Below are 22,848 nucleotides of genomic sequence, written 5' to 3'. Positions count from 1 at the left end.
TCAGGTTTTGTCCTTGTTCAGGCGGTTGGCGACCCAGGTCAGCACCAGCACGAAGGCGAAATACGAGATCACCAGCGCGCTGTTGAAGTGGCCACTGCTGTTGCGCATGTTGTTCAGGTAAACCTGCAGGGTCTCGTAGCGGGTGCCGACCAGCAGGTTGGCGAACACGAACTCACCAAACAGGAACGAGAACGACAGCAGCAGCGCCACCATCAGGCCCTTGCGCAGGTTCGGCAGCACCACCAGCAGGGCGGCTTGCCAGGTGCTGGCGCCGAGTAGCTGGGCAGCGTCCATCAGGTCGCGCAGGTTGATCGCCTGCAGGTTGTTGGTGATCGCCCGGTACATGAATGGCAAGGCGATAGTGAAGTAGCAGCCGATCAGGATCCACGGCGTGCCGACCATCGCCATCGGGCCGCTGCCATAGAGCTGCAGCAGGCCAACCGACGACACCACCGGCGGCACCGCGAACGGCAGCAGGATGAGGATGTTCATCAGTGCGTCGAGTTTCGGGAAATGGTAGTGCACCACAAACAGCAGCGGCAGGATCAGCACCACCGACAGCAGCAGTGCGCCCACGCACACCAGCAGCGATTGGCCGAACGCGGCCAGGAAGCGTGGTTCGCTCCACAGCGCGACGTACCATTTGAAGGTCAGGCCGCTGGGCAGCAGGCTCGCCGACCAGCTGGTGGCCAGCGAGTAGAGCAGGGTGCCGGCCAGCGGCAGCAGCAGGATCAGGAACAGCAGGTACACCACCAGCCGATGGTAGAGCCCGGCGGAGGTTTTTTCAGCGCGCATGGTAGCTCCTCTTGAGCAGCCATTGATGAACCACCGTGACCAATGTCATCAGCCCCACCAGCACCATTGCCAGGGCGCTGGCCAGGTTCGGGTCGAGGCTGATGTCGCCGGCCACCAGGCCGGCGATGCGGATCGGCAGCACGTTGAAGTTGCCGGTGGTCAGGGCATAAACGGTGGCATAGGCGCCGAGGGCGTTGGCCAGCAGGATGACGAAGGTGCCGAGCAGCGCCGGGGTCAGTACCGGCAGGCCGATATGCCGCCAGAACTGCCAGTGGCTGGCGCCGAGCAGCGCCGCAGACTCGCGCCAGTCTTCGCGCAGGGCGTCGAAGGCCGGGTAGAGCAGCAGCACGCCGAGCGGGATCTGGAAGTAGGTGTACACCAGGATCAGGCCGCTCTTGGAGTAGATGCTGAAGTCCTGCAGCAGGCCGATCTGTTTCAGCAGCAAGGTCAGCGCGCCGTTGAATCCGAGCAGGATGATGAAGGCGAAGGCCAGCGGCACCCCGGCAAAGTTGCTGGTCATGTTGGCGAAGGCGCTGACGAAGTCGCGCAGCTTCGAGTCGACCTGGCGCAGCGAATAGGCGCCGAGGGTGGCGATGACGATGCCGAACAGGCTCGACCAGAAGCTGATCTCCAGGCTGCGTTGCAGCGCCTGCAGGTAGAACTTGGAGGCGAACACCTTGCTGAAGTTTTCCACGCCCCAGCCGGCTTCCGATTGCAGGCTGTTGATGGCCACCCAGGCCAGCGGGGCGATCTGGAAGATCACGAAGAACACGGCGAACGGCAGCAGGCAGAGCAGGGCCAGGTAGCGACCACGGTTGCCGGCCTTCACTTGAGCAGCTCCCAGCACACGGTCTTGTCATGCGCGGCGCCCAGCAGCTTGCAGATGGTCCCGCACAGTTCAGTCTGCAGCGGTTTGGCGGCCGGGTCGAGGCTGAAGGCGTCGCCGAACACGAACAGCGGCACCTCACGCTCCTCGGCCAGCAGGCCGTTGTGCGAGCGGTCGTTGTTCATGCCGTGATCGGCGGTGACCAGCACCTGGTAACCCTCTTCGAGCCAGCCCGGCAGGTAGTCGGACAACAGGATGTCGGCGCTGCGCGCGGCATTGCGGTACTGGCTGCTGTCCAGGCCATGGCGGTGGCCGACATCGTCGATGCTCATCGGGTGCACCAGGAGGAAATTCGGCGCATGGCGGCGACGCAGGTATTCGCCGTCGGCCAGCAGGTGTGAATCAGGGTAGCGATCGTCCCAGTAGAACAGGCCGTGCTGGATCGGCAGCTTTGGCGCGTGGGTGTGGCGGTCGCGCTGTGGGTCGAAGGGGGAGCGGTTGTACAGCTCGCTCATCCAGTGATAGGCCGCCGCCGCGGTGCCCAGGTTGGCTTCGCGGGCGTAGTGGAACACGCTGCGCTGGTTGGACAGGCGGTTGACGTTGTTGTGCACGATGCCGCTGTCGATCGGCGCCACGCCGGTGAGGATGCACTCATACAGCGGCCGTGACAGCGAAGGCAGTTCGCATTCCATGCGGTAGAGCGCGGCTCGGTCGGCCTCGACGTAGGCGTGCAGGTGGCCCATGGCGTGGTGGGCGACCTGGTAGTTGAGGCCGTCGAGCAGGACCAGGATGACGTTGTGGTTCATTTGAAGCTCCGCGGGTTTTCAAGAGCGGCCGCTTTGCGGCCTTTCGCGGGTCAAGCCCGCTCCTACAGGCCGGCGCGGGCCTGCAGGAGCGGGCTTGACCCGCGAACGAGGGCGCAGCCCTCGCTGTTACTCCATCTCGATGATCACTTGCTCCTGCCACATCTGCGGCAGTTTCTTCGAGGTCGCTTCCCACACCTCGGCATCCTTGATCGGCTGCGCCGCCTTGTACTGCTCGTTCGGCAGCAACTTGGCCTGCACATCCTCCGGCAGCTTCAGGTGCTCGGCACGGATCGGCCGCGCATGCCCCTTGGCCAGGTTGATCTGCCCGGCGTCGCTGAAGATGTACTCACGCGCCAATTTGGCCGCGTTCGGGTGCTTGGCGTACTTGTTGATGATGGTGGTATAGCCGGAGATCACCGTACCGTCAGATGGGATCAGCACTTCGAAGCGCTTGGGGTCGATCTGCTCGCGGTAGCTCAGGCCGTTGAAGTCCCACACCACACCGACCTCGACTTCGCCTTTCTCGATGGTCTGGATGGTCGGGTTGGCCAGCGACAGGCGCTTCTGCTGGGCCAGCTTGGTGAACAGCTGCAGGCCAGGTTCGATATTCTTCTCGTCACCTTTGTAGGCGATGGCCGCAGCCAGCACGCCGTTGGCAGCCTGCGCGGCGGTGCTGACGTCACCGATGGCAACCTTGTACTTGCCTTTTTCCAGGTCGTGCCAGCTGGTCGGGCGATCGCCTTCCTTGACCAGGTCTTTGTTGATGATGAAGGCAATGGTGCCGGTATAGGCCAGCGCCCAGTGGCCGTCCTTGTCCTTGGCCCAGTCAGGTACCTGGTCCCAGGTGCTTGGCTTGTACGGCTGGGTCACGCCCTTGTTGAAGGCGATCGGGCCGAAGGCGGCACCGACGTCACCGATGTCGGCGCTGGCGTTGTCCTTCTCGGCTTCGAACTTCGCGACTTCCTGAGCCGAACTCATGTCGGTGTCACTGTGCTTGAGGCCGTATTTGCTGGCCAGGTCTTCCCAGGTGCCTTTCCAGTTGGCCCAGGCATCGGGCATGCCCACGCTGTTGACGTTGCCTTCCTTGCGGGCGGCGTCTTCCAGGGCCTTGATGTCGGGGCCGGCGGCCATCGCCGAGGTGCACAGGGTAATGGCCGAGCCGAGCAGTGACGCCATGAACAACTTTTTCATCCGAAGCTCCTTGGGTGGGTGCCTTTAGCGATCGTTGTTATGAATGAGGCTGTTTTTGCTGACCGTTGGTCTAGGTCAGCAAAGCTTGAGCCAAGGTAGGCCGTTTGCGTGACAGTTTGATGTAGGGCAGGGCTTGCAAAGGCCTTGAAGCTACAGCGTAGACCACCCGATCATCCCGGCTTTGCTGGCTTGGCGCGTTTCCGGCAGTGGCTGACCAAGGCTTTTGTCACAGGATGTTCATCAGCCCTGCCTAGGCTTGCACTATTCTCCAGAGGCCTCGTCATGGGGCTGGACTAGTCCAGATAGGTAACCTTTTGATGCAGTCGACGCCACCGCGCGCGGTAACAGCCATCTGCCATGCCCTGCAGGAGCAGATCGAGCACGGCTTGCTGGCGCCGGGCGGCAAATTGCCGGCCGAACGCAAGCTCAGCGAGGTGTTCGCCACCACGCGCATCACCCTGCGCGAAGCGCTGGTCCAGCTGGAAGCCCAAGGACTGATCTACCGCGAAGAGCGGCGCGGCTGGTTTGTCGCGCCGCAGCGGCTGACCTACGACCTGATCGAGCGTAGCCACTTTCATGCGATGGTGCGGGATCAGGGCCGGGTGCCCACCACCGAGCTGCTCTCGGCGCGCCTGCAGCCAGCTTCGGCGGCCATCTGTGCACGCCTGCAGTTGCCGGCGCTGTCCAGCGTGGTGCGGATCTGCCGGTTGCGGCGCATCGATGGGCGGGCGGTGCTGTATGCCGAGCACTACCTGAACCCGAAGTATTTTCCTGGCATCCTCGACCAGGACCTGGCGCAGTCGCTGACCGAAATCTACGGGCGGGTGTATGGCATCCAGTACGGGCAGGTGTGCTTCGAGATCCTGCCGACCGCCTTGCCGGTGGAGGCGGCGGGGGCGTTGAAGGTGTCGGCCGGCAGCCCAGGCCTGCATATCACCCGGGTCAACAGCGACCAGCATGGGCACCTGATCGACTGTGACCTGGAATATTGGCGGCACGATGCCATTTGCATCCGCGCCCAGGCGGGTTAGGGCCTTAACTGGAGGAACCGGCTTCTGTCACCCCGCCCCCTCCGGCGGTGACCACCTGCACTGACAACCGCGGCGTGGCCAGGTCCAGTCCTGCCTCATCCAACTGGCGCTTCAAGGCCAGGTTGAACGCCCTCGACACTTCCCACTGCTTGATCGGCGCGGTCTTGAACCGTGCCCGCAGGATCGCCGAGCCAGACTCGAAACTCTCCACCCCCTGCAATTCCAGCGGCGACCAGATGTTGCGGCGCATCAGCGGGTCGTTGCGCAGTTTCTGCCCCACTTCGCGAATCAGCGTGATCGCCTGGTCGATGTTCATGCTGTGCGGAATCGCCACACGGAAGATCGCGTAACCGAACTCACGGGAGTAGTTCTTGATGCTCTTGATCTCGCTGAACGGGATGGTGTGCACGATGCCGTCGATGTCACGCAGGCGCACGGTACGGATGGTCAGGCCTTCGACCGTGCCCAGGTGGCCACCGACATCGACGTAGTCGTCGATCGCCAGCGAGTCCTCGATGATGATGAATAAACCGGTGATCAGGTCGGCCACCAGCGACTGTGCGCCAAAACCGATGGCCAGGCCGATCACACCGGCACCGGCCAGCAGCGGCGTGACGTTCATGCCCATGTTGGCCAGGGCGACGATCACCGCGATGATGAAGATCACCACGAACAGCACGTTGCGGATCAGCGGCATCATGGTCTGCGCGCGGGCGTTGGCCAGGCCTCGGCGCGAGCGCACCAAGGCATGGTGCACGGCGGTATCGGCGAGGATCCACACCAGCCAGGCGACGATCAGCGTGCCGGCCAGGCCCAGCAGGCGCACGCTCACTTCATGGCCGTCGCCCTCGGCGAAGCCGATCATCGACAGGCCCCACACGCGTAGCCCCAGTTCGATGAACACCAGCCAGATGAACAGGTGTACCAGCAGGTAGCCGAAATTGCGCAAGCGCTCGGCATATACCGCCTGGCGCTTGCTGGCGCGTTTGGGGTTGGCGGCGTGGCGGCGCACCAGGCCGTTGAGCACCATGCACACCACCACCAGCACGGTACACATCAGCGACTGGCGCAGGGCGGTGCTGGTGTCGCCGGCGGAAATGAAGGTGGCGAACAGCGAGACTGCCACCAGGATCAGCGCCGGCACGAACCAGAAGCTGCCGAGGATCTCGATGGTGTCGCTGAGGGTGCGCCGGGTCAGGCGCCGGGCCAGGGGCTGGTTGCGGATCAAGTGGGCGATCGGCCGGCGGAAGCGCAGGATGAACAGGCCGGACGATAGCGCCGCGATGACATTGGCCAGGGTTGCCAGGGCATGGGCCAGGTGGGTACCCAGGGCGACCAGCATGCGCGGGTCGCTCATGGCCTCGCCAAAGGCGGCGAAGCTGCCGATCAGCCACAGCGGGCGGAAGGCCTGGTGGCGCAGGATGTGCAAGGCGCGGTGGCGATGGGGGCCGTCGAGCAGCGAGAAGGCGATCACGCAGATGGCCGAGAAACAGGTGCCGACCACCAGTGCATAGGCCAGCACCATGGCCAGTGATTTGCCCAGCGACGGGGGCAGGGCGAAGCTCAGGTACACGGTGAAGATCAGAGCCACCAACCACGGCCCCAGCTTGCGCAGGGCAAAGCGCACCAGGTCCCAGGTACGGGGGTGTTGCGGCAGTTCCTCGGTCAGGCCGAAACGCACCCGCACGCGGTGGCCGACCCAGTTGAAGGCATAGGCCAGCAGGCTCCACACCGCGATGACCGCGGCAAAGCCGAACAGGATGGCCGGCCACTGATGTACCGGCACGATCAGCTCGGTCAGTTCGGCCTGGGCCTGTTCGATTTCCTGCGACCAGCGGTAGAAGGGGCTGGAATCACCGCTGAACTGTTTTTCGAAGTCGTACAGGGCGCCGCCGATCAGGCCCAGGACCCCCTGTTCGACGGTGGGTTGCGATTGTTTGGTGGCGTCGCGCAGCTTCTTCAGGTCGGCCAGCAGCTTGGCGCGTTGCTGGTCGTTTTCGAGGTTCTTGATCACCTCGTCCAGGGACTTGCCCAGTGGTTCGGTGGCTTCGGGCTGGGCGGGGGCGCTGGAGCCCAGCAGGCTGGGCAAGCCCGCCGCCTGGACCGGGGACATGAAGATGAACAGCAGCAGGGCTAGGCAACGCAGAAAGGCTGGCACCGGGAAATCTACCTCAGGTCAAACGATTGACCGAGTGTAGAGGTTTATGTCGGCAGTTTCTCCAGGATCGTCCAGCAGGTGAGGCCAAAAATGCCCAGCGTGCCGATCCACATCATCAGCACGCCGATATTGCGCTCACGCATACTGAAGCCGATGGTCAGCAGCATCAGGAACAGGAACACCGGCACGAACAGTGAGAGAAAGGGGGACATGGGCAGCGGTCCTTCTGCTTTGGGGGTCATACAACAAGCATAGCGGGTTGGGCAGAAGGGGGATTGATCCTGGGCATCTGTTTGCAGGCCCGGCCCTTTCGCGGGGCAAGCCCGCTCCTACAAGGGAACGCGATCGCCTGTAGGCGCGGGCTTGTCCCGCGAAAAGGCCGGGCCTGCCTACATCAATCTCAAGGCAGCTCGCGGCTACGGTAGAAGGCGCTCAGCACCTTCACCAGGTGCGCCAGGTCTTGGCTGCCACACAGCTCGCGGATCGAGTGCATGGCAAAGGTCGGCAAGCCGATATCCACCGTGCGCACCCCAAGGTGGCTAGCCGCAATCGGCCCGATGGTCGAACCACAGCCCATGTCGCTGCGCACCACGAAGCTCTGCACCGGCACTTCCTGGGCCATGCACAGGTGGCGGAAGAACCCGGCGGTTTCGCTGTTGGTGGCATAGCGCTGATTGTTGTTGACCTTGATCACCGGGCCGGCATTGAGCTTGGGCCCGTGGTTGCCGTCGTGCTTGTCGGCGTAGTTGGGGTGTACGCCGTGGGCGTTGTCGGCCGAGACCATCAGCGAGCGCTGGATGGTGCGCACGTAAGCGTCGCCGTCCGGGAGCAGGCGTTGCAGGGTCTGTTCGAGCATCGGGCCGTCGGCGCCGCAGGCCGAGCAGCTGCCGACCTCTTCATGGTCGTTGCACACCAGCACGCAGGTCTCGTCACTGTCGGCGCTCAGCAGCGCCTGCAGGCCGGCATAGCACGACAGCAGGTTGTCCAGGCGGGCGCCGGCGATGAAGTCGCCGTTCAGGCCGATCAGCGCGGCGTCCTGGGTGTCGTAGAAACTCAGCTCGTAATCCAGCACCACGTCGGCGTTGAGGTCGTGCTCGCGGGCCAGCTGCTCGGTGAGCACGGCACGGAAGTCGATGCGCTCGTCACCGGCCACCTGGGCCAGCACCGGCGGCAGCTCGTTCTGCGGGTTGATCTGCCAGCCTTCATTGGCGGTGCGGTTCAGGTGGATCGCCAGGTTGGGGATGATCGCGATCGGCAGCTTGAAGTCGATCAGCTGGCTTTCGACCTTGCCGTCACGGCGGAAGGTGACACGCCCGGCCAGCGACAGGTCGCGGTCGAACCACGGTGCCAGCAGCGCGCCGCCGTAGACTTCCACGCCCAGTTGCAGGAAGCCCTGGCGCTGCAGCTCGGGCTGTGGCTTGACCCGCAGGCACGGGCTGTCGGTGTGGGCGCCGACCATGCGGATGCCGTTCAGCAGCGGCGGCTGCTTGCCCAGCTTGATCGCGATGATCGAGGAGTCGTTGCGGGTAACGTAGTAGCGGCCACCGGGCACCGTAGCCCAGCTGTCACGCTCGTCCAGGCGCTGGTAGCCGGCCGCCTCCAGGCGCTGGGCCAGGCTGGCGGTGGCATGAAAAGGCGTCGGGGAGGCCTTGAGGAATTCAATCAGGCCGGTATTCAGTGCTTCGCGCATAACTCACTCCAGACAGCAGTGGCGCGAGTTTAGCGCAGATACCTTCAGAAGGGGGCAGGGCACTCGAACTTCAAGCGCTCCCCGGAAACCGGGTGGGTGAAGCTCAGCATCGAGGCATGCAGGCACAGCCGCTCATGGGCCGCCAGCGCCTCCGGGTTGGCATACAGGCGGTCGCCCAGCAACGGATGGCCGATCGACAGCATGTGCACGCGCAGCTGGTGCGAACGGCCGGTGATCGGCGTCAGTTCGACCCGGCAGTGGTCCCCGCAACGCTCGACGATGCGCCAGAAGGTCAGCGCATGCTTGCCTTGCTCATGGTCAACCACGTGCCGAGGCTTGGTCGGTGGATCGTAGCGCAGGGGCAGGTCGATGCTGCCGCTGTCCAGCGCCGGCTGGCCCCAGCATAACGCGGTGTAGGCCTTTTCGGTCTCGCGGTCGTGGAACTGGCGCGACAGCTCGCGGTGGCTGTCTGCATCGCGGGCCAGCAGGATGATGCCGGAGGTTTCCCAGTCCAGGCGGTGCACGATCAGCGCGTCCGGATAGCCGTTTTCCTGCAGGCGGGTGATCAGGCAGTCCTTGTTGTCCTCGGCACGGCCGGGCACCGACAGCAGCAGGGTCGGTTTGTTGATCACCAGGATGGCAGCGTCTTCATGGAGGATCTGGATGTTCGACAGCGGCATTGCGTGTTCTCTGTGAAAATGACAAAAACCACTGGGGCTGCAATGCAGCCCCAGTGGTTTTCGCCTGTGCCTGAAACGCCTGGATCAGCGATCAGGCAAGGTGATGTTCAGTTCCAGAATCGAGCAACTGCCCTGGTTCTCCAGCTCGATGTGCACATCGTCGTTGCCGATGTTCACGTACTTGCGGATCACTTCCAGCAGTTCCTTCTGCAGCTCCGGCAGGTAGTCCGGCTCGCTGCGCTGGCCGCGCTCGTGCGCCACGATGATCTGTAGACGCTCTTTCGCTACCGACGCACTGGTCTGTTTCTGCCTGCCACGAAAGAAGTCAAAAAGGTTCATGGTTTATTTGCTCCCGAAAATGCGCTCGAAGAATCCCTTCTTCTGTACATCGATGAAGCGCATCGGCTTCTCTTTGCCCAGCAGGCGGTCGACCGCGTCGCTGTAGGCCTGGCCGGCATCGCTCTGGTCGTCGAGGATGACCGGGATGCCCTGGTTGGAGGCCTTCAGCACGGCCTGGGACTCGGGGATCACGCCCTTGAGCTTGATCGACAGGATTTCTTCGACGTCGGCGACGCTGAGCATTTCACCTTTCACCACGCGCTCGGGATGGTAACGGGTGATCAGCAGGTGTTCCTTGATCGGCTCTTCGCCGTTTTCGGAGCGGCGCGACTTGCTCGACAGGATGCCCAGCATACGGTCCGAGTCACGTACCGAGGAGACTTCCGGGTTGGTGACGACAATGGCTTCGTCGGCGAAGTACATCGCCAGGTGAGCGCCTTTCTCGATACCGGCCGGGGAGTCGCAGATGACGTACTCGAACTGCTCTTTCAAGTCCATCAGCACTTTTTCCACGCCTTCCTGGGTCAGGGCGTCCTTGTCGCGGGTCTGGCTGGCGGCCAGCACGAACAGGTTCTCGAGGCGCTTGTCCTTGATCAGGGCCTGCTGCAGGTTGGCTTCGCCGTTGACCACGTTGACGAAGTCGTACACCACGCGGCGTTCGCAGCCCATGATCAGGTCGAGGTTACGCAGGCCCACGTCGAAGTCGACGATGACAGTCTTGTGGCCGCGCAGTGCGAGGCCGGTGCCGATGGCGGCGCTGGTGGTGGTCTTGCCCACACCCCCCTTGCCGGAAGTAACGACGAGAATCTTGGCCAAGGTGTTTCACCCCTAAATAAGTCGGGACACGTGTCCCAGCAAAATGCAAAAAACGGCAACAGATAAAAAAGTTGCTCTAAAAATGACGGCAAGTATCCGTTAAAGACGGGTGATGTTCAACACGTCACCGGACAGGCTGACTTGCACGCCGGCACCCCATAGCGGGTCGCGGCGCAGGTCTTCGCACACCTTGTACTGGCCGGCGATCGAGACCATTTCGGCGGTCATCTGCTGGCAGAAGATACGCGCCTTGGTATTGCCTTTGATCCCGGCCAGGGCGCGGCCGCGCATGGCGCCGTACACATGGATGTTGCCATCGGCGAGAAGTTCCGCACCCGGGCTGACCGAAGCGGTGACGATCAGGTCGCCACCCTGGGCGTAGATCTGCTGGCCGCCGCGCACGGGGGAGGTGATGATGCGGGTAGGGCGCACCTCTGGCTCGGCTGGTGCCGGAGCCGGGGCCGGCTCAGGCACGGGCTCGACCTTCTTCACCTCGGGTTCGGGCTCCAGCGGTCGCTCGCGGGCGCCGGACGGCGGCAGCACCGGCAGGTCGATGGCGATCGCCGCGGCGATGTCCTCGATGCGGTTGGCGCGGATCGCCAGGGTTCGCAGGCCATGGTGGCGGCAGATACGCATCAGCCCGGGCAGGTCGATCGCCCCTTCGTTGGCCGGCAGCTTGTCCAGCGCCAGCACCAGCGGCGTGTTGCTGAAAAAATTCGGGGCCTGGGCCACTTTCGCCGCCAGCTGGCGGTCGAGGGCTTCCAGGTCGTTACGCCCCAGTTCCAGCACAGTGATGGCGAGCATGCTGCCCTTGAGCTGGAACACGGAGGCGGTATCGGATGTGTGGTTTGGGCTCATGGTCTGCATAGACGGCTTGTTGCGAAAAAAGTGCCCTGACTTATAGCGATAAGACCGGTTGGCCGCAACCGGTGCCGATCCGTTGTAGAATGCTCGGCCTTTGTCTTGCCGGAAGCTTCAATGGAACGCCCGCGTTTTCGACCCTATTTCCTCCACCCGCGATTCTGGGGCCTGTGGCTGGGCCTGGGCCTGCTGTGGCTGGTGGTGCAGTTGCCCTACCGTGCCCTGCTGTGGCTCGGCGGTGCCCTGGGCGCGCTGATGTACCGCGTGGCCGGCGAGCGCCGGCGCATTGCCGCGCGCAACCTCGAACTGTGCTTCCCGGAACTGTCCGACGACGAACGGCGGCGTCTGCTCAAGGCCAACTTCGCCTCCACCGGCATCGCCTTCTTCGAAATGGCCATGAGCTGGTGGTGGCCTAAGGCCCGTCTGGCACGCCTGGCCCACATCGAAGGCCTCGAGCACCTGCAGGCGGCGCAGCAGGCCGGGCAAGGCGCCATCCTGATGGCGGTGCACTTCACCACCCTGGAGATCGGCGCCGCGTTGCTTGGCCAGGCGCATACCATCGACGGCATGTATCGCGAGCACGGCAACCCGCTGTTCGACTTCATCCAGCGCAGTGGCCGTGAACGGCACAACCTCGATTCGCTGGCCGTGGAGCGTGATGACGTGCGTGGCATGCTCAAGCTGCTGCGTTCGGGCCGGGCGATCTGGTACGCACCGGACCAGGACTACGGCGCCAAGCAGAGCATCTTCGTGCCGTTGTTCGGTATTCCGGCAGCCACGGTCACCGCGACCACCAAGTTCGCCCGCCTGGGCAAGGCGCAGGTGATTCCGTTCACCCAGAAGCGCCTGGAGGACGGCAGCGGCTATCGTCTGGTGATCCACCCGCCGCTGGAGGCCTTCCCCGGTGAGAGCGAAGAAGCCGATTGCCTGCGCATCAACCAGTGGGTCGAAGGCGTGCTGCGCGAGTGCCCGGAGCAGTACCTGTGGGCGCATCGGCGCTTCAAGTCGCGGCCCGAGGGCGCGCCGCGGCTGTACGACAAGAAAAAACGCTGATCCAGGACGCAATCCATGGCGCCACCCCCGGTAACTGGTCTCATCCTTTCTGGCGGCGGCGCCCGCGCGGCCTATCAGGTCGGCGTCCTCGCCGGCATCGCCGAGCTGCTGCCGCCCGGCGCGCCCAACCCGTTCCCGGTCATCGTCGGCACCTCGGCCGGTGCCATCAACGCTGTGACCCTGGCCAGTGGCGCCACGCGCTTCAACGACGCCGTGCAGCGCCTCACCGCGTTCTGGCAGAACTTCCGCAGCCGCCTGGTCATCCGCAGCGACTGGCCCGGCGTGGTGCGCCAGGCCAGCCGCTTCGTCGGCCACAGCCTGCTTGGCCTTGGCGGACAGGCGCCGGTGGCCTTGCTCGACAGCAGCCCCCTGCGCGGCCTGCTGGAGTCGCACCTGGACCTGGATGGCATCGGCCATTCCATCGCCGCCGAGCAATTGCGGGCAGTTGCCGTGACCGCTTTCGGCTATGAAAGTGGCCAGGCGGTGACCTTCTACCAAGGGCGCGGCACCATCGACGCCTGGCTGCGCCACCGCCGCATCGGCGTGCCCACGCCATTGACCATCGACCACCTGCTGGCCAGCGCGGCGATTCCGCTGTTGTTCGCCCCGGTGCGCCTGGGCGACGAGTATTACGGCGACGGCGCGGTGCGCCAGTCGGCACCGATCAGCCCGGCCCTGCACCTGGGCGCCAGCCGGGTGCTGGTGGTCGGGGTCAGCGGTAACCCGCAGCGCCCGGCGGCGCCGTTGCCGCCCCAGCGTGTGTTCAGCGGCCAGCAGCCGAGCCTGGCGCAGATCGGTGGGCACCTGCTCAACAGCACTTTCATCGACAGCCTTGAGGATGATATCGAACTGCTGCAGCGGCTCAACCACCTGAGCCGGCTGCTGCCGGCGCACCTGGATGCACGGCGCCTGGGGCTGGCGCCGATCGAGGTGCTGGTGGTAGCGCCCAGCCAACCGCTGGACGAGATTGCGGCGCGGCACCGGCGCGAGTTGCCGGCGGCGTTGCGCCTGTTCCTGCGTGGTCCGGGGGCAACCCGGACCAGCGGGGCAGGGGTGTTGAGCTATTTGTTGTTCGAGGCCAGCTATTGCAGCGAGCTGATCGAACTGGGGCGGCGCGATGCCTTGGCCAAGAAGCGCGAGCTGTGCCAGTTCCTGGGCATCTGATTTCGCCAGGCATGCTTACTCGGCTATCTGCAGCTTGCGCGCCTGGGTATACACATACCGCACCTTCTCATACTCGAACGGCGAGTTGAGCTGCCCATAGCGGAATTTGGTGGTGTAGCGCTTGTCCACCACGCGCAAGGCGAAGATCTCCGGGTGATTTTCGCTGGCCTCGGCCACGTTCAGGTAATTGACCGCCTGCTCGCCGGCATAGTCCACCACCAGCCCGGTGGTGTCGCGCAGGTTCGACGGGCCGAGCACCGGCAGCATCAGGTAGGGCCCCTCCGGCACGCCATAGAAGCCCAGGGTCTGGCCAAAGTCCTCGCTCTGGCGCGGCAGCCCCATGCTGGTGGCTGGGTCCCACAAGCCCCCCACGCCGATGATGGTGTTGAACATCAGCCGCGCGGTGATCTCCGCCGAGCGCTTGGCCTTGAGCTGCAGCACGCTGTTGAACAGGTTCGGTACGTCACCCAGGTTGTTGAAGAAGTTGCTCACCCCGGTGCGCACGAAGCTGGGCGTGACGTACTGGTAGCCGCTGACCAGTGGCAGCAGCACCCATTGGTCCAGGCGGTAGTTGAAGTGGTAGATGCGCCGGTTCACCGATTCCAGCGGGTCGTACACGTTCAGTGCTTCCAGGGTCGAGCGTTCGAACTCGCGCTGGTCGAGCCCGGGGTTGAATTTCAGTTCGCGCAGCGGGTCGATGAAACCGTCGGCTTCCGGTGTCAGCGGCGCATGGGTAACTTGCGGGTCGGCTTCGACCACGCTGGCCCGTGCCGCGGTTTCCGCGGCCAGGGCATTGCCGGCGACGACGAGCAGCGCGGTGGCGAGGAGGAATTGGTTAGCCACGGAAGAACTCCAGCATGGCGTCGCTGTTGACGCGGTAATTGAGGTTGCCGCAATGGCCGCCATGGGGGTAAAGGGTCAGCCGGTCGCCGAACACCTTGCGCAGGAAGCCGATATCGCCGGGGCCGAGGATAAGGTCGTCGGCATTGTGCATCACGGCGATCTTGTCGCTCTTGTGCAGGTAGTCTTCCAGGGCATACAAGCTGACCTGGTTGACCAGTTGCAGGATGCTGTTGCCGTCGGTGCGGGCGCGCCACATCGGGATCACCTGCTCGGTCATGTAGCAGTCGAAGTCGCACTGCAGGGCCCGCTTGAAGAACGGCGTCAGGCTGCTGCCCTCGGTGATCGGGAACTTCGGCGGAATGATCAGGCCGCGGCGGTTGATCAGGTCGGAGGTGAAGGCGATGTCGGCCGCCGAGAAGCGGAACGAGGTGCCGATGAGCATGGCCATCTGTTCGTTGGACAGGTGCTGTTTCGACTGCTGGAAGTCATACAGCAGGGCGTCGTTGAGGTCGATGTAGCCCTTGTCCTGGAAGTAGCGGGTGAGCTTCTCGAGCATCAGCTCATAGAAGGTGGTGCTGCGGTCGATGCCCTTGACCTGGGTCTGCACCAGCTTGTCGAGGTTATTGATCGAGGTGTACAGGTTGACCGGCGGATTGAGCAGCAGCACGCGTTTGAAGTTGAAGCTGCGACGGGTTTCGTCGAGGTGGCTGACGAAGGCGGCATCCAGCGCGCCCAGGCTGTAGCCAGTGAGGTAGTACTCGCTGACCGGCAGGCGTGGGTGCTGGGCACGCACGGCCTGCATCACCCGGTACATGTCTTCGGCGTCTTCCTGGCTGACCCCGGGCGTGGCGAAGCGCGAGGCGGCGCTCATGAAGTCGTAGCTGGTTGGCGACGACAGCTGCACCACGTGGTAGCCGGCCTGGTAGAACAGCTTCTTGAGGTATTCGTTGATGCTGCTGGAGTAGGGCGCACCGGTACCGGCGATGAGGAAGATCAGCGGTGCCTCGTGGTCCTGTCGCGCCAGGCGGTACTTGAGCTTCTTCACTGCCCAGAAGTTGTCGGGCAGGGTGAACTCGCGTTCGGGGCGCAGGTTCAGGCTGTAGTCGGACTGGTCTATCTCGTCGTCGCTGGGCAGGGTCGGACGCTGCTCCGGCGGTGTAGTGGCGATGGTCGCCTCGAACGGGTTGGTCAAGGGGTAGCCGTAGCTTGCGGCGTCGATATCCCGCGCCGAAGCGGCCGCAGCCATGAGCAGGCCGCCAAGAAGGGCGGCGAGGCGCCAAGATCGAAGCATGTATTCCCCCAGAAGGATCAAGGTCGTGCAGTATGCAGGCTAGGACCACGGTTGCCTGGGCAAAGTTGCCGAGTGCACTGGCCTTTGGTGTGCTTGTTATCTGCAACATAGCTGCAGGGTAGTGATTTTGCCTTACAACAGGGCTTGGGCGATCATGGATGATTTCGATTACCGCTATTGGAGAATGGGATGACTCGATCGCTGCCGGCCGCTCTACTGCTGATGTTTCTGGCCATCTGGCTCGCGGCCAGTTATGGCGTGCGCTATCGGTTGATGGAGGATGCTCAGTGGGTTGGCTTGTGCGCAGTGCCAGGCGACTACTGGCAGTGCCAGGTGCGTTCGTGGTTGGGGTTGGGCATTCACTTTCAGGTGATGGCCTGGGCCGGATTGGGGTTGGCGTTGCTTGCCCAGGTCATTGCCGGTCGCGGCGGCTGGTGGCTGGCGGTGCTGGCGCTGGTCTTTGGTGTTCCGGCGCTGGTGCTGTACACCGCCAGCATTGCGGTGTTCGTGGTGGTGCTGGCGGGGTTGCGGCTGGTTCGGCAACCGCGCCGGGGCTGACAGGGGCTGCAAAGCAGCCCCAGAACCTCAAGCTCTGCGCAGCCGCAAGCTCCGCCACAAGGCTGCGGTCATCAACACACTGACCACCGCCCACCCCCAAGCCTGCTGGTTCTCCAGCCCTTCCCGATACAACTGCGGCAACACCCCGGCCCCAACGATAAAGGCCAGCAACGCCACCTCCGCTCGCCGAGCCGCCACCGGCTTCAACAGGTACACCACCGCCGGCAATGCCAGCGCCACGCTCGGGAAGCTCCGGTAGCGCGGGTCGAACACCATCGCCAGCATGCTCACCGCCGCCGCAAAGCCGGCAGCCAGCAACCACCAGCCTGCACGCGCCTGCAACCAGGTGAACAGCCGTTCGCGCCAGCCGTTACGACCGACCAAGGCAAGGGCCGCATGCATCAGCACCAGCAGGTTCAACCCGGCCAGCACCACCGCCCACACCCATTCCCCGGCAAACCGCGCATGGGTGCGCATCAACTCGCCCCACAACCCCAGGCAGCCTGCGCCAAATGCGGCCAGCAGCGGCAGCAGCAGGGCCGCCAGCGGTGTTGCAGGGCGCCCGGCCAACAGCAGCGTGACCGCCATCAACAGCACGCTCGCCAGCAACCACTGCGGCCAGTAATGCAGGTTGCTGACCGGCCCTTCGAGCACGCCCTTGTCCTGCCGATCAGCATCGTACAGCCCCCAATAACCGCCCACGGCGCCCTCGCTGGCACGCTTCCATGGCTGGTCGAACGCTTCGATCAGGTTGTAGTGCCAGCCGTTGGCCTCGGCCATGCTGACGAAACCACGAATGAAACGCGCCTCGTTGGCCCGGCTGGGCACGGCGGTCTCGCGCTGACGGCCTTCGCTGGGCCAACCGGTTTCGCCGATGAAGATGTCCTTGGGCGCGAATCGGTTGCCGAACACCTGGCGCACGTCGGCGACATGGGCCAGGGCATCGTCGATGCCGCGCGGGTCGTCTTCCCAGTAGGGCAGCAGGTGGATGGTCAGGAAGTCCACGGCTGGCGCCACCTGCGGGTGTTGCAACCAGAACTCCCAGACATCGGCATAGGTTACCGGCACCTTGACCTGGCTTTTCACCTTGTTGATCAGCGCGGCCAGCTGCTCGCCGGTCACTTCCTTGCGCAACAGCGCCTCGTTGCCGACGATCACCGCGCTGACCACGTCTGGGTTGGCATTGGCGGCGGCGATCAGTGCGTCCACCTCCTTGCCGGTGTCGACCGGGTTGGCGTTGACCCAGGCCCCGAGCATCACTTTCAGCCCATGCTTGCGGGCCAGCGCCGGTATTGCCTCAAGGCCGGTCATCGAATAGGTGCGGATGCACTGGAATCGCTCGGCCAGCAACGCCAGGTCGGCGTCCATGCGCGCCGGGCGCAGGCGGAAAGGCTGGTCGAAGGGCGACTGGTCCTTGTCGAACGGGGTGTACGACGCACACTGCAGTTTGTGCGTGGGGCTGGCGGCGTCGGGCAGCAGGACCGGCTTGCCCAGCCCGTACCAGAGCGCCCCCAGCCCAAGCAGGGCGAGCAGGCAGGCGAGCAGGTACAACGGCAGCAGGCGGGAAGCATCAGGCATTGGGCGGTCCATCGTCAGGCGCAAAACGTTAGATAGTAGCCCGGCGCCAAACCTTTGGCATGCAAGGATCGCGCAGGCCGGCGTAGGCCGATGCCGCTAATGGCACAGTGCTGTCGCCAATGGTGCGGTACAGGTCGCAGTGGGAGCAGGTCGACCTTTGTTGCAGGAAGATGATGCAATCTCCAAGACCTGACGAGGGGATGCTTTGATGGCTACTTTTACAAGAATGCGCCGTTTCCTGGGCGTGGGCACCGCCCTGGTATTGGCCATGAGCGCTGCACAGGCCATGGCCAAAGAAGTGAGCATTGGTTATGTGGACGGTTGGGCCGATAGTGTGGCAACCACCAACGTCGCCGCAGAAGTGATCAAGCAGAAACTGGGCTACGACGTGAAGCTGCAGGCTGTGGCCACCGGCATCATGTGGCAGGGTGTGGCCACCGGTAAACTCGACGCCATGCTCTCGGCCTGGTTGCCGGTGACCCACGGTGAGTACTGGACCAAGAACAAGGACAACGTGGTCGACTACGGCCCGAACTTCAAGGATGCCAAGATCGGCCTGATCGTCCCTGAGTACGTCAAGGCCGTCAGCATCGCCGACCTCAAGACCGACAGCAGCTTCAAGCAGAAGATCGTCGGTATCGATGCCGGCTCCGGGGTGATGCTCAAGACCGACCAGGCGATCAAAGACTATGACCTGACCGGCTACAAGCTGCAGGCCAGTTCCGGTGCGGCGATGACCGCCGAACTGGGCCGCGCCTACGCCAAGCAGCAGTCGATTGCCGTGACCGGCTGGGTACCGCACTGGATGTTCGCCAAGTGGAAGCTGAAGTTCCTCGAGGATCCAAAAGGCGTGTATGGCGCGGCCGAGACCGTGAATAGCATCGGCAGCAAGGAACTGGGCACCAAGGCGCCGGAAGTGGCGGAGTTCCTGAAGAAATTCCAGTGGCAGTCCAAGGATGAGATTGGCGAGGTGATGCTGGCGATACAGGAAGGTGCCAAGCCTGAGGCGGCGGCCAAGGACTGGGTGGCCAAGCACCCGGACCGCGTGAAGGAGTGGACTGGCAAGTAACAACCCTTCAGGGCCAGTTTTGCTTCTTCGCGGGACAAGCCCGCTCCTGCAAGGCCTGTAGGAGCGGGCTTGTCCCGCGATAGGCCGGCACTTTGTTACGCAATCGGTAAAACACCGTTGCATCTAAGACTAAGGTCGTCTGGTTGGCGTCCAATAGCTGCATAAAGTAAGGGTGTGGGTTCCATCCCCTATCTGTGCTGCTAGGACAAAAACAATGAACGACAGCATTTACCTCTCGATACAAAACAGCCCGCGCTTCAAGGAGCTGGTCAGCAAACGTGAACGGTTCGCCTGGATTCTCTCGGCGATCATGCTCGGCCTCTACTGCGCCTTCATCCTCCTGATCGCCTACGGTCCTCAGCTTCTGGGCACCAAGCTCAGCCCTGACTCGTCGATTACCTGGGGCATTCCCCTGGGCGTCGGCCTGATCGTTTCGGCATTCGTCCTGACCGCCATCTACGTGCGCCGCGCCAACGGCGAGTTCGATGAGCTGAACAAGGCCATCCTGAAGGAGGCGCAACAATGATTCGCCACGCCAAAGCCCTGGCCGTTCTGGCCTGCGGAGCCTTTGCACCCGCCGTGTGGGCCGCCGATGCCCTGACCGGCGAGGTGCAGAAGCAACCGCTGAACGTTCCGGCGATCGCCATGTTCGTGGCCTTCGTCGCCTTCACCCTCGGCATCACCTACTGGGCCTCCAAGCGCAACAAGTCGGCGGCGGACTACTACGCCGCCGGTGGCAAGATCACCGGCTTCCAGAACGGCCTGGCGATTGCCGGCGACTACATGTCGGCGGCCTCGTTCCTGGGTATTTCCGCCCTGGTGTTCACCTCTGGCTACGACGGCCTGATCTATTCGATCGGCTTCCTGGTCGGCTGGCCGATCATCCTCTTCCTGATTGCCGAACGCCTGCGCAACCTCGGCAAGTACACCTTCGCCGACGTCGCCTCGTACCGCCTCGGGCAGAAGGAAATCCGCACCCTGTCGGCTTCCGGTTCGCTGGTGGTGGTGGCGTTCTACCTGATCGCGCAGATGGTCGGCGCCGGCAAGCTGATCGAGCTGCTGTTCGGCCTGGACTACCACGTCGCGGTGATCCTGGTGGGTATCCTGATGTGCCTTTACGTGCTGTTCGGCGGCATGCTGGCCACCACCTGGGTACAGATCATCAAGGCCGTGCTGCTGCTGTCCGGTGCCAGTTTCATGGCGCTGATGGTGATGAAGCACGTCGGCTTCGACTTCAACACGCTGTTCTCCGAAGCGATCAAGGTGCACGCCAAGGGCGAGGCGATCATGAGCCCGGGCGGTCTGGTCAAGGACCCGATCTCGGCATTCTCGCTGGGCCTGGCGCTGATGTTCGGTACCGCTGGCCTGCCACATATTCTGATGCGCTTTTTCACCGTCAGTGACGCCAAGGAAGCGCGCAAGAGCGTGCTGTACGCCACCGGTTTCATCGGCTACTTCTACATCCTGACCTTCATCATCGGCTTCGGCGCGATCCTGCTGGTCAGCACCAACCCGGACTTCAAGGACGCCGCCGGCGCCCTGATCGGTGGCAACAACATGGCGGCGGTGCACCTGGCTGATGCCGTGGGTGGCAGCGTGTTCCTCGGCTTCATCTCCGCCGTGGCCTTCGCCACCATCCTGGCAGTGGTCGCCGGCCTGACCCTGGCCGGTGCCTCGGCAGTTTCCCACGACCTGTACGCCAGCGTCTGGCGCAAGGGCAAGGCCAACGACAAGGATGAAATCCGCGTGTCGAAGATCACCACCGTCGCCCTCGGCGTGCTGGCGATCGGTCTGGGCATTCTGTTCGAGAAGCAGAACATCGCCTTCATGGTCGGCCTGGCGTTCTCCATCGCCGCCAGCTGCAACTTCCCGGTACTGCTGCTCTCGATGTACTGGAAGAAGCTGACCACCCGCGGCGCCATGATCGGCGGCTGGCTGGGCCTGGTGAGTGCGGTGACGCTGATGATCCTCGGCCCGACCATCTGGGTGCAGATCCTCGGTCACGAAAAAGCCATCTACCCGTACGAATACCCGGCGCTGTTCTCGATGGCCATTGCCTTCGTCAGCATCTGGTTCTTCTCGGTCACCGACAAGTCCAAGGCGGCCGACGACGAGCGTGCGCTGTTCTACCCGCAGTTCGTCCGTTCGCAGACTGGCCTGGGGGCTTCTGGCGCGGTTTCGCACTGATACCCTTCGGCAATTGAAAAACCGCGCCTTGGCGCGGTTTTTCTTTTCCTGCGACTAGATCATGCCTAGCAGCAACAGCACCAGCAGAATCACCAGCACCACGCCGACGATGCCAGACGGGCCATAGCCCCAGCTGCGCGAGTGCGGGAAGACCGGTAAGCCACCAATCAGCAGAAGGATCAGGATGATGATGAGAATCGTGGTCATGACGGAGTCCTTGCGTGGTTGAGGGTCAAGGGCCTCGGACTGCTGGCCTCTTGTAAATTCGGACCGACGCCGCTTGCGAAAGATTCCATCTGTTTGGTCAGTACCGGCCTCTTCGCGGGCAAGCCTGCGAAGAGGCCGGTACTGACCAAACAGTCATGCCCGCCCATTCACTATCCTGATGAATCCTGCCTCTGGCCAAGGCCTTGATTAGACTCGTTGCACAACCTGTCAGAACAAGGCGTGCCACCATGCAAAACCGCATCATGATCACTGGCGCCGGCTCCGGCCTCGGTCGCGAGATCGCCCTGCGCTGGGCACGCGAGGGCTGGCGCCTGGCGCTGGCCGATGTCAACGAAGCGGGCCTGCGCGAAACCCTGGAGTTAGTGCGTGCAGCAGGCGGCGAGGGCTTCGTCCAGCGCTGCGACGTACGCGACTACAGCCAGCTCACCGCCCTGGCCCAGGCCTGCGAAGAAAGGTTCGGCGGCATCGATGTGGTCGTCAACAACGCCGGTGTCGCCTCGGGCGGCTTCTTCGCCGAGCTGTCACTGGAAGACTGGGACTGGCAGATCGCGGTCAACCTGATGGGGGTGGTCAAGGGCTGCAAGGCGTTCCTGCCGCAGCTCGAGCGCAGCAAGGGGCGTATCATCAACGTCGCCTCCATGGCAGCGCTGATGCAGGGCCCGGGGATGAGCAACTACAATGTGGCCAAGGCCGGCGTGTTGGCGCTGTCGGAAAGCCTGCTGGTGGAATTGCGCCAGCTTGAAGTTGCCGTGCACTGCGTATGCCCGTCGTTCTTCCAGACCAACCTGCTCGATTCCTTCCGCGGGCCGAACCCGGCGATGAAGGCCCAGGTCGGCAAGCTGCTGGAAGGATCGCCGATCAGCGCGGCGGATATTGCCGACTACATCCACCAGCAGGTGGCGGCGGGTGAGTTTCTGATCCTGCCCCATGAGGCCGGGCGCCAGGCCTGGCAGCTCAAACGTCAGGCACCGGAGCGGCTGTACGACGAGATGGCGGACATGGCGGTGAAGATGCGAGCCAAGGCGCAGCCGCGCTGACTGTAGGATCTGTCTGTAGGAGAAATTACCGGCCCCTGTAGGTTCGCTCTTAATTGCTGGCGAAGCATTGTCCAGACGAATATCCCCAAGCACTCTGCGGTTTTTTCCTGTTGAGAGGACCGGAGCATGTTGGTGATCGGGCGTGAAGTCGGTGAAGTCATCACCATTGGTGACGATATTCGGATCAAGGTGGTGGAATCGCGCAATGGCATGGTGCGCTTTGGCGTGGAAGCCCCGCGCAAGGTGCCGGTGCACCGGGCCGAAGTCTATCGACGGATCAAGGCGGCGCAGGCGCGCAAGGCTGATCAGCCCTGATCAGCCTGTAGCGGCCTCTTCGCGGCGGTTCGGCGCCCCGACAAGCCCGCGAAGCGGTCGGGCCTGTCAGTCGAGCAGCTCGCGGGGCACATCATGTTTGGCCAGCAGCTGGCACTGCTGGCTCTCAGGGTCGAACAGGATGAACGCCTGGCCCTTGGCCAATGCCTGGCGCACCCGCAGCACGCGGGTTTCCAGCGGGGTATCGTCGCCGTTGTCGGTGCCGTCGCGGGTGACGAAGTCCTCGATCAGGCGGGTCAGGGTTTCGGCTTGCAGTTGGTCGTAGGGGATCAGCATGGGCAGCGCACGGTGTTGTTCAGGAATCCCTGCATGCT

25 protein-coding genes are annotated in these 22,848 nt (G+C 63.6%); 9 read left to right on the top strand and 16 right to left on the bottom strand.

What is annotated here, in order from left to right:
* The 4 genes from ACOKS3_RS22300 to ACOKS3_RS22285 all read right to left on the bottom strand — a co-directional run bounded on the left by ACOKS3_RS22300 (nucleotide 1) and on the right by ACOKS3_RS22285 (nucleotide 3,618).
* On the bottom strand, nucleotides 1-795 hold the full coding sequence (locus ACOKS3_RS22300; RefSeq protein WP_103449557.1) for an ABC transporter permease: 795 nt from the start codon (nucleotides 793-795) through the stop codon (nucleotides 1-3).
* On the bottom strand, nucleotides 785-1,624 hold the full coding sequence (locus ACOKS3_RS22295; RefSeq protein ID WP_422762974.1) for an ABC transporter permease: 840 nt from the start codon (nucleotides 1,622-1,624) through the stop codon (nucleotides 785-787). The genes ACOKS3_RS22300 and ACOKS3_RS22295 overlap by 11 nt, the downstream gene beginning before the upstream one ends.
* The gene (locus ACOKS3_RS22290; protein WP_103449559.1) at nucleotides 1,621-2,427 is read right to left on the bottom strand and encodes an alkaline phosphatase family protein; all 807 of its coding nucleotides are present in this window, start codon (nucleotides 2,425-2,427) and stop codon (nucleotides 1,621-1,623) included. Before ACOKS3_RS22290 ends, ACOKS3_RS22295 begins: the two co-directional genes overlap by 4 nt.
* A gap of 126 nt (nucleotides 2,428-2,553) precedes the next feature.
* Nucleotides 2,554-3,618, bottom strand: coding sequence for an ABC transporter substrate-binding protein (locus tag ACOKS3_RS22285; protein WP_103449560.1), 1,065 nt, complete (start codon nucleotides 3,616-3,618; stop codon nucleotides 2,554-2,556).
* Nucleotides 3,619-3,935: 317 nt separating this feature from the next.
* Here ACOKS3_RS22285 and ACOKS3_RS22280 point away from each other — a divergent pair, with 317 nt between their 5' ends.
* Complete coding sequence (locus ACOKS3_RS22280) at nucleotides 3,936-4,649, top strand: UTRA domain-containing protein (RefSeq protein WP_103449561.1); 714 nt, start codon at nucleotides 3,936-3,938, stop codon at nucleotides 4,647-4,649.
* A 4-nt stretch (nucleotides 4,650-4,653) separates the two neighbouring features.
* Here the strand turns inward: ACOKS3_RS22280 and ACOKS3_RS22275 are convergent, their stop codons facing one another.
* From ACOKS3_RS22275 to minC, 7 genes are all read right to left on the bottom strand, one after another.
* Nucleotides 4,654-6,807 carry a mechanosensitive ion channel family protein gene (locus ACOKS3_RS22275; RefSeq protein WP_103449562.1) on the bottom strand — a complete coding sequence of 718 codons (2,154 nt, stop codon included), beginning with the start codon at nucleotides 6,805-6,807 and terminating at the stop codon, nucleotides 4,654-4,656.
* A gap of 44 nt (nucleotides 6,808-6,851) precedes the next feature.
* The gene (locus ACOKS3_RS22270; protein WP_165837385.1) at nucleotides 6,852-7,019 is read right to left on the bottom strand and encodes a hypothetical protein; all 168 of its coding nucleotides are present in this window, start codon (nucleotides 7,017-7,019) and stop codon (nucleotides 6,852-6,854) included.
* Nucleotides 7,020-7,207: 188 nt separating this feature from the next.
* Nucleotides 7,208-8,497 carry a M18 family aminopeptidase gene (locus ACOKS3_RS22265; protein WP_103449563.1) on the bottom strand — a complete coding sequence of 430 codons (1,290 nt, stop codon included), beginning with the start codon at nucleotides 8,495-8,497 and terminating at the stop codon, nucleotides 7,208-7,210.
* A 44-nt stretch (nucleotides 8,498-8,541) separates the two neighbouring features.
* Nucleotides 8,542-9,177, bottom strand: a complete 636-nt coding sequence (locus ACOKS3_RS22260) for an RluA family pseudouridine synthase (RefSeq protein WP_019472567.1) — start codon at nucleotides 9,175-9,177, stop codon at nucleotides 8,542-8,544.
* A gap of 84 nt (nucleotides 9,178-9,261) precedes the next feature.
* Nucleotides 9,262-9,516 carry a cell division topological specificity factor MinE gene (gene minE, locus ACOKS3_RS22255; RefSeq protein ID WP_009682849.1) on the bottom strand — a complete coding sequence of 85 codons (255 nt, stop codon included), beginning with the start codon at nucleotides 9,514-9,516 and terminating at the stop codon, nucleotides 9,262-9,264.
* Between the two features lie 3 nt (nucleotides 9,517-9,519).
* Nucleotides 9,520-10,332 (bottom strand): septum site-determining protein MinD, encoded by an 813-nt coding sequence (gene minD / locus ACOKS3_RS22250; protein WP_027918150.1) that lies wholly within the window; start codon nucleotides 10,330-10,332, stop codon nucleotides 9,520-9,522.
* A 99-nt stretch (nucleotides 10,333-10,431) separates the two neighbouring features.
* Nucleotides 10,432-11,199: a septum site-determining protein MinC gene (gene minC / locus ACOKS3_RS22245; protein ID WP_103449564.1), complete on the bottom strand. Its 768-nt coding sequence runs from the start codon at nucleotides 11,197-11,199 to the stop codon at nucleotides 10,432-10,434.
* Between the two features lie 111 nt (nucleotides 11,200-11,310).
* On the opposite strand from minC, the gene ACOKS3_RS22240 reads away from it, so the two are divergent.
* The gene (locus ACOKS3_RS22240) at nucleotides 11,311-12,246 is read left to right on the top strand and encodes a lipid A biosynthesis lauroyl acyltransferase (RefSeq protein ID WP_103449565.1); all 936 of its coding nucleotides are present in this window, start codon (nucleotides 11,311-11,313) and stop codon (nucleotides 12,244-12,246) included.
* 15 nt (nucleotides 12,247-12,261) lie between these two features.
* Entirely contained in the window at nucleotides 12,262-13,410 is a 1,149-nt protein-coding gene (locus tag ACOKS3_RS22235; RefSeq protein ID WP_103449566.1) for a patatin-like phospholipase family protein, read from the top strand.
* Between the two features lie 15 nt (nucleotides 13,411-13,425).
* Here the strand turns inward: ACOKS3_RS22235 and ACOKS3_RS22230 are convergent, their stop codons facing one another.
* Nucleotides 13,426-14,199, bottom strand: a complete 774-nt coding sequence (locus ACOKS3_RS22230; protein WP_374755333.1) for an MlaA family lipoprotein — start codon at nucleotides 14,197-14,199, stop codon at nucleotides 13,426-13,428.
* 46 nt (nucleotides 14,200-14,245) lie between these two features.
* A complete protein-coding gene (locus ACOKS3_RS22225; protein WP_103449568.1) occupies nucleotides 14,246-15,544 on the bottom strand; it encodes a serine/threonine protein kinase in 1,299 nt (432 codons plus the stop codon).
* Between the two features lie 189 nt (nucleotides 15,545-15,733).
* Here ACOKS3_RS22225 and ACOKS3_RS22220 point away from each other — a divergent pair, with 189 nt between their 5' ends.
* A complete protein-coding gene (locus ACOKS3_RS22220) occupies nucleotides 15,734-16,102 on the top strand; it encodes a hypothetical protein (RefSeq protein ID WP_103449569.1) in 369 nt (122 codons plus the stop codon).
* Nucleotides 16,103-16,129: 27 nt separating this feature from the next.
* Here ACOKS3_RS22220 and ACOKS3_RS22215 read toward each other — a convergent pair whose 3' ends face one another.
* Nucleotides 16,130-17,692, bottom strand: coding sequence for a glycoside hydrolase family 17 protein (locus tag ACOKS3_RS22215; protein WP_422762975.1), 1,563 nt, complete (start codon nucleotides 17,690-17,692; stop codon nucleotides 16,130-16,132).
* A gap of 196 nt (nucleotides 17,693-17,888) precedes the next feature.
* Between ACOKS3_RS22215 and ACOKS3_RS22210 the strand changes: the two genes are divergently transcribed.
* From ACOKS3_RS22210 to ACOKS3_RS22200, 3 genes are all read left to right on the top strand, one after another.
* Entirely contained in the window at nucleotides 17,889-18,749 is an 861-nt protein-coding gene (locus tag ACOKS3_RS22210; protein WP_103449571.1) for a glycine betaine ABC transporter substrate-binding protein, read from the top strand.
* A 214-nt stretch (nucleotides 18,750-18,963) separates the two neighbouring features.
* On the top strand, nucleotides 18,964-19,275 hold the full coding sequence (locus tag ACOKS3_RS22205; protein ID WP_103449572.1) for a DUF485 domain-containing protein: 312 nt from the start codon (nucleotides 18,964-18,966) through the stop codon (nucleotides 19,273-19,275).
* Nucleotides 19,272-20,936, top strand: coding sequence for a cation acetate symporter (locus ACOKS3_RS22200; RefSeq protein WP_103449573.1), 1,665 nt, complete (start codon nucleotides 19,272-19,274; stop codon nucleotides 20,934-20,936). Before ACOKS3_RS22205 ends, ACOKS3_RS22200 begins: the two co-directional genes overlap by 4 nt.
* Before the next feature lie 54 nt (nucleotides 20,937-20,990).
* Here the strand turns inward: ACOKS3_RS22200 and ACOKS3_RS22195 are convergent, their stop codons facing one another.
* The gene (locus tag ACOKS3_RS22195) at nucleotides 20,991-21,143 is read right to left on the bottom strand and encodes a DUF3309 family protein (protein WP_012271016.1); all 153 of its coding nucleotides are present in this window, start codon (nucleotides 21,141-21,143) and stop codon (nucleotides 20,991-20,993) included.
* A gap of 248 nt (nucleotides 21,144-21,391) precedes the next feature.
* On the opposite strand from ACOKS3_RS22195, the gene ACOKS3_RS22190 reads away from it, so the two are divergent.
* Together ACOKS3_RS22190 and csrA are read left to right on the top strand one after the other, a co-directional pair.
* Entirely contained in the window at nucleotides 21,392-22,201 is an 810-nt protein-coding gene (locus ACOKS3_RS22190) for an SDR family oxidoreductase (protein WP_103449574.1), read from the top strand.
* 126 nt (nucleotides 22,202-22,327) lie between these two features.
* Nucleotides 22,328-22,516 (top strand): carbon storage regulator CsrA, encoded by a 189-nt coding sequence (csrA, locus tag ACOKS3_RS22185; RefSeq protein WP_103449575.1) that lies wholly within the window; start codon nucleotides 22,328-22,330, stop codon nucleotides 22,514-22,516.
* A 66-nt stretch (nucleotides 22,517-22,582) separates the two neighbouring features.
* Here the strand turns inward: csrA and ACOKS3_RS22180 are convergent, their stop codons facing one another.
* Nucleotides 22,583-22,810, bottom strand: coding sequence for a YheU family protein (locus ACOKS3_RS22180; RefSeq protein WP_013971435.1), 228 nt, complete (start codon nucleotides 22,808-22,810; stop codon nucleotides 22,583-22,585).
* Between the last annotated feature and the right edge of the window lie 38 nt (nucleotides 22,811-22,848).

This window comes from Pseudomonas sp. HS6-2 (genome assembly GCF_049325675.2).
Classification (GTDB): Bacteria; Pseudomonadota; Gammaproteobacteria; order Pseudomonadales; family Pseudomonadaceae; genus Aquipseudomonas; species Aquipseudomonas putida_N.
This window is presented reverse-complemented; position numbering and strand designations above follow the sequence as displayed.